General features: G+C 72.2%; 6 protein-coding genes. 3 read left to right on the forward strand and 3 right to left on the reverse strand.

Annotated elements, in window-relative coordinates; translation table 11 throughout:
- A partial coding sequence (locus tag C1I95_RS31355; protein WP_111219396.1) for a winged helix-turn-helix transcriptional regulator occupies positions 1-425 on the reverse strand: 425 nt, incomplete at its 3' end.
- Between the two features lie 56 nt (positions 426-481).
- Between C1I95_RS31355 and C1I95_RS31360 the strand changes: the two genes are divergently transcribed.
- Complete coding sequence (locus C1I95_RS31360) at positions 482-997, forward strand: PaaI family thioesterase (RefSeq protein WP_111219398.1); 516 nt, start codon at positions 482-484, stop codon at positions 995-997.
- A 321-nt stretch (positions 998-1318) separates the two neighbouring features.
- Here C1I95_RS31360 and hisS read toward each other — a convergent pair whose 3' ends face one another.
- Positions 1319-2647, reverse strand: a complete 1329-nt coding sequence (hisS, locus tag C1I95_RS31365; protein WP_111219400.1) for a histidine--tRNA ligase — start codon at positions 2645-2647, stop codon at positions 1319-1321.
- Between the two features lie 55 nt (positions 2648-2702).
- Positions 2703-3422, reverse strand: coding sequence for an MBL fold metallo-hydrolase (locus C1I95_RS31370; RefSeq protein ID WP_111219402.1), 720 nt, complete (start codon positions 3420-3422; stop codon positions 2703-2705).
- A 248-nt stretch (positions 3423-3670) separates the two neighbouring features.
- Here C1I95_RS31370 and C1I95_RS31375 point away from each other — a divergent pair, with 248 nt between their 5' ends.
- Both C1I95_RS31375 and C1I95_RS31380 read left to right on the forward strand, forming a co-directional pair.
- On the forward strand, positions 3671-4576 hold the full coding sequence (locus C1I95_RS31375) for a peptidylprolyl isomerase (protein WP_111219404.1): 906 nt from the start codon (positions 3671-3673) through the stop codon (positions 4574-4576).
- Positions 4577-4689: 113 nt separating this feature from the next.
- A complete protein-coding gene (locus C1I95_RS31380; protein ID WP_111219406.1) occupies positions 4690-5523 on the forward strand; it encodes a peptidylprolyl isomerase in 834 nt (277 codons plus the stop codon).
- The last annotated feature ends 67 nt before the right edge of the window (positions 5524-5590 follow it).

Below are 5590 nucleotides of genomic sequence, written 5' to 3' on the forward strand. Positions count from 1 at the left end.
GGTTCGGTGAGGTGGTGGCCGGCGGCGCAGTGCAGTTCGATGTGGACATCGGCGCCGCAGTCGCGGTGCCCGACGCTCAGCGGCGGACCCTCCGGGTCGGCGAGGTACCGATCGCCCCAGGCCAGCACGGCGACCAGCACCGGCCAGAGGTCGAGCCCCTTGGCGGTGAGCCGGTACTCGTGACGCAGCCGGGTGCCCGGCTCGCGGTACGGCTCGCGGCGCAACACGCCCTGGTCGACCAGGGTGGCCAGGCGGTTGGTCAGCACCTGCCGGGGAACCCCGGTACGCACCCGCATGTCGTCGAAGCGGCGGACCCCGCTGAACACCTCGCGCAGCACCACCAGGGTCCACTTCTCGCCGAGAATCTCCATCGCGCGGGCGACGGTGCAGTTGTCGACCGACCAGTCCAGAGCCGCGGGTCTCATGCCCGAGAGGCTAGGTCTGATTGACAGACTCAGCAACTTGTTGGCAGGCTGAGTCCATGACGCAGACGCAGGATGCGGCGCGCAGCCGTACCTTCTCCTGGTCCGATCCGGGCATCAACGCCGCGCAGATCGGCCGGCGCAGCGGGCTGGAACTGCTCCGCGCGATGATCGCCGGCGAGCTGGCCGCCCCGCCGGTGATGCACCTGATCGACATGGCTCGGATGGAGGCCGACGAGGGCCGCGTCGTCGTCGAGCTGGTGCCGCAGGAGTTCCACTACAACCCGCTCGGCACGGTGCACGGCGGGGTGATCTCCACGCTGCTCGACACCGCCGCCGGGTGCGCCGTGCACACCACCCTGCCGGTCGGCGTCGGCTACACCTCGCTGGACCTCAACGTGAAGTTCCTCCGACCGGTCACCGTCGCCTCCGGCACGCTGCGCTGCGAGGGGACCGTGCTGCAGAGCGGGCGCCGGACCGCCCTGGCGGAGGCCCGGCTGACCGACGCGCGGTCCCGCCTGGTCGCCCACGCCACCTCCAGCTGCCTGCTGCTGCCCCTGGAGCCCCCCGCCTGAGCGGCAAGCACCCACCAGCACCCGGCACCCGCCGCATGGCACTTCGCCGCACGGGACCCGGCACTCGCCACCCGGCACTCGCCGCACGGGACCCGGCACACGGCACCCGCCGCACGGCACATGGAACACGCCGCACCCGGCACCCCGCCGCACGGCCGGAGCGCCGGCGGCACCGGCCGGGCCGCGAGCGCCCGGCCGGCCACCGCCACCCGCGCCACCCGCGCCGCACGCCGGCGCCGGTGGTGCCCTGAGCCGCCCTGGGTGCGGTCGTCGTCGAGAGAGCCAGCGACGACCGCGCCCGGGGCACCTGCGGCTGGGGGCTCAGCTCACCAGCGGCTTGAGGTCCGCCCGAGGGGGCGTCCACTCCCCCGCCGCGGCGACGATCTGCTCGCCGGAACGGATGTCCTTCACCTCGTCGGCGGCACCGTCCGCGCCCGGGAACCAGACGTACGGGATGCCGCGCCGCTCGGCGTACCGGATCTGCTTGCCGAACTTCGCCGCGCTCGGCGACACCTCGGTCGGGATGCCCCGGGACCGCAGCCCCTCGGCGACCCGGTTGCTGGCCGCCCGCAGCTCCTCGTTGGTCACCGCCACCAGCACACAGGTCGGCACGTCCCGCGACACCGACAGCGCGCCGGTGCCGAAGAGCAGCCCGAGCAGCCGGGTCACCCCGATCGAGATACCGACCCCGGGGAACCGGGCCGACCCGGCGCTGGCCAGGTTGTCGTACCGGCCGCCGGAGCAGATCGAGCCGAACCGCTCGTACCCGATCATCTGGGTCTCGTAGACGGTGCCGGTGTAGTAGTCCAGACCCCGGGCGATCCGAAGGTCGGCGACGCAGAGGCCGGGCGAGTGCGCGGCGGCGGTCTCGACCACCCGGACCAACTCCTCGACGCCCTCGTCGAGCAGCGGGTGGCTCACCCCGAGCGCGCGCACCGCGTCGGCGAAGGAGGCGTCCGGCGCGGAGATCTCGGCCAGGGCCAGGCACGCCTTTGCCTGCGCCTCGCTCGCCCCGGCCGTGCCGGCCAGCAGCTCGGTCACCTTCGCCGGGCCGAGCTTGTCGAGCTTGTCGACCGCGCGCAGCGCCGCCTCCGGGTCGTCCAACCCGATACCCCGGTAGAAGCCCTCGCAGATCTTGCGGTTGTTGACCTGGATCCGGACCGGCGGGATCGGCAGTGACCGCAGCGCGTCGCCGATGACCAGCGGCATCTCCGCCTCGTGGTGCGGCGCGAGGGTGTCCCGGTCGACGATGTCGATGTCGGCCTGGAGGAACTCGCGGTACCGGCCCTCCTGCGGCCGCTCACCGCGCCACACCTTCTGGATCTGGTAGCGACGGAACGGGAACTGGAGCTTGCCGGCGTTCTCCAGCACGTACCGGGCGAACGGCACGGTCAGGTCGAAGTGCAGGCCGAGCGCGTCGTCACCGGCCGGACCCTCCGGGTCGCCCTGCAACCGCCGGATCACGTAGACCTCCTTCGAGGTCTCCCCCTTGCGCAACAGCTGGTCCAGCGGCTCGACGGCCCGGGTCTCCAGGGGGGCGAAGCCGTACAGCTCGAAGGTGGCCCGGATCCGGTCCAGGACGTACTGCTCGATCATCCGCTGGGCGGGCGTCCACTCCGGGAAACCGGAGATGGGCGTGGGCTTGCTCATGACTTACTCCTTGGGTGCCACGCGGGCAGCGCGGTGAGGTCGTCGATCGCGGCGGCTACAGGCCGCGGGTGGGGGCCGCCGGTCGCGCGCCGCCCATCCCCGCCACCTCGGCGAGGTACGGGTTGGTGGCGCGCTCGCGGCCGATGGTGGTCGCGGGGCCGTGGCCGGGCAGCACGACGGTGTCGTCGGCCAGCGGGAGGATCTTGTCCCGGAGGCTGGTGAGCATCGTCGGCATGCTGCCGCCCGGCAGGTCGGTGCGGCCGATCGAGCCGGCGAACAGCACGTCGCCGGAGAGGCAGATCTGCTCCGCCTCCCAGGGCGAGCCGGCGCCGGGCAGCCGGAACAGCACCGACCCGCCGGTATGGCCGGGCGCGTGGTCGACGGTGATCTCCAACCCGGCGAGGGCGAGCGTCGTACCGTCGGCCAGCTCGGCGACGTCCTCCGGCTCGGCGTACGGCAGCCGGCCGCCGAAGAGCTGGGTGAGGTCCATCGACAGCGCCTTCGCCGGGTCGGCCAGCAGTTCCCGGTCGTCCGGGTGCACGTACGCGGTGATCCCACGCGCCCCGCAGACGGGCGCCACGGAGAAGGTGTGGTCGAGGTGCCCGTGGGTGAGCAGGACCGCGGCCGGGTGCAGGCGATGCTCGGCGAGCAGCGCGTCGAGCCGGTCGATCACCCCGATGCCGGGGTCGACCACCACGCACTGTTCCCCCGGGCCGGCGGCAACCACATAGCAGTTGGTGCCGAAGGCGTCCGCGGGAAAGCCGGCCACGAGCACGTCCGCTCCCCTTCCGTCGAGCTGTCCTCTTCGGCAGCCTAACCGGCGGCCCCAGCGGGCTCCGGCACATCCGTCCCAACCGCCCCAATGGGCACTGAAGGCCCCCGATGCACGTGGGAGCCGACCTAGTACACGACTTTCCCAGCCGGTACCCGTACACTCTGGCGGGCGTGTGGCGTGGCGCACCTGCCGCCCGACGGGTACGCGATCACCGGCTGACGACCAGGGTAGAGGAAAGGGGAGCACGGGTGGCTTCCAGCAGGGACCGGCAGCGCAAACTGGCGCGGGCCAAGCTCGACCGGCAACTGGCCCGCCGGGCCAGCGCCGCGAAACGTCGTCGGCAGATCCGGGCCGGCGTCGGCACCGCCCTGATCCTCGTGCTGGTCATCGCCGGCTCGGCGTGGGCGCTGGGCGCCTTCGACCACGAGCCGGACGAGAACACCGCCGCCAACGAGGTCTGCCTCTGGACCCCGCAGAACACGGCGGGCAACAGCAACCTCAAGGACGTCGGCGAGCCGGCCACCACCGGGCTGCCGATCACCGGCACCCGGCCGATGACCATCGCCACCAACCAGGGCGCGCCGATCTCCGTCGAGCTGAACCTCGCGAGCGCCCCGTGCGCCGCCGCGAGCATCGCCCACCTGGCGAGCCAGTCGTTCTACGACAACACCAAGTGCCACGAGATCATGGCCGAGGGCGCGGTGCGCTGCGGCGACCCCAGCGGCACCGGCCTGGGCGGCCCGGCGTACTCGTTCCACGACGAGAACATGCCCAACGCTCCGGAGGCGTCCCCCTCGGCCAGCCCGGCCCCGGACGAGCCGCCGACGTACCCGAAGGGCACGGTCGCCATGATCGCGAACCCGCCGGGCGCCAACGGCAGCCAGTTCGTGATCTTCTTCAAGGACCACACCACCGCCGAGCCGAAGTTCCCGATCATCGGCCGGGTCACCGAGGGCCTCGACGTCGTGGAGAAGATCGGAGCCCTGCCGACCGTGGACAATGGGTCTGGCGAGAAGGTCAAGCCGAAGGACGACGACGTGGTCATCCAGAGCCTGACCGTCGGTGAGCCGGTGCTGGATCCGGCATCGCCGGCGGACCCCACCCCGAGTTCGGCGGCTTCGGGCGCGCCCGAAGCCAGCACGAACGCCAGCTGACCCACCCGGCAGGCCGGCCCAGGCCGGCGCAGGCCGGCCCAGCGCCGACTGAACCAAGACACGGGTCTCACCACCCGCAGCGGCATCCACAGACAGTCCAGGAGGATCGAGGCGTGACGTCCACCAGAGAGCGGCAGCGCGCGGCGGCTCGCGCCCGGCTCGAGAAGGAGATGGCCGAGCGGGCAGCCCGGGCCCGCAAGCGCCGCCAGACACAGGCGGTCGTGGGGGCGGGCGTGGCCCTGCTGCTGGTGGTCGCCGGCACGGTCTGGCTGGCCAGCAACATGATCGGCGACGACAGCGGCACCGACAACGTCGCTCAGAACGCAGACTCCGTGGAGTGCGGCTGGGTCGAGATCCCGGCCGGCGAGCGGACCCCGACGACCAAGGACGTCGGGCTGCCGAACACCCAGCAGAGCCAGGTGGGCAGCCAGATCCTGACGATCACCACCAACCTCGGCCCGATCACCGCCAAGATCGACCAGTCGGCGGCGCCGTGCACCGCGGGGAGCTTCATCCACCTGGCCGAGAAGAACTTCTTCGACAACACCAAGTGCCACCGACTGGTGACCGAGGGCATCAAGGTGCTCCAGTGCGGCGACCCGAGCGCCACCGGTAAGGGCTGGCGGGAGACCGACGGCACCGGCGGCCCGAGCTACCGCATGCCGGAGGAGAACCTGCCGACCGACAAGCGGCCGCCGTACCCGGAGGGCGTCATCGCGATGGCCAAGTCCAACCAGCCGGCCAGCACGGGCAGTCAGTTCTTCATCGTCTACGGCGACTCCCCGCTGGAGCCGGACTACACGGTGCTCGGCACCATCACCAGCGGAATGGACCTCGTGAAGGAGGTCGCGGCCGCCGGTGACGACGGCGCCTTCGCCCAGCAGGCCGGCGGCGGTCACCCCAAGAAGGAGGTCGTCATCACCGACCTCACCATGACAGCCTCCTAACCTGCCCAACCACACGAAGCGCCCGCCGGCCAAGCCGGCGGGCGCTTCGCTGCCCCCACCCCGCACC

The sequence above is a fragment of the Micromonospora craterilacus genome, from assembly GCF_003236315.1.
Lineage (GTDB): Bacteria > Actinomycetota > Actinomycetes > Mycobacteriales > Micromonosporaceae > Micromonospora > Micromonospora craterilacus.

Bases quoted from the DNA above. Each gene is read 5' to 3' on its own strand.
- C1I95_RS31360 (WP_111219398.1), top strand. From the start codon at position 482: ATGACGCAGACGCAGGATGCGGCGCGCAGCCGTACCTTCTCCTGGTCC.
- hisS (WP_111219400.1), bottom strand. From the start codon at position 2,647: ATGAGCAAGCCCACGCCCATCTCCGGTTTCCCGGAGTGGACGCCCGCC.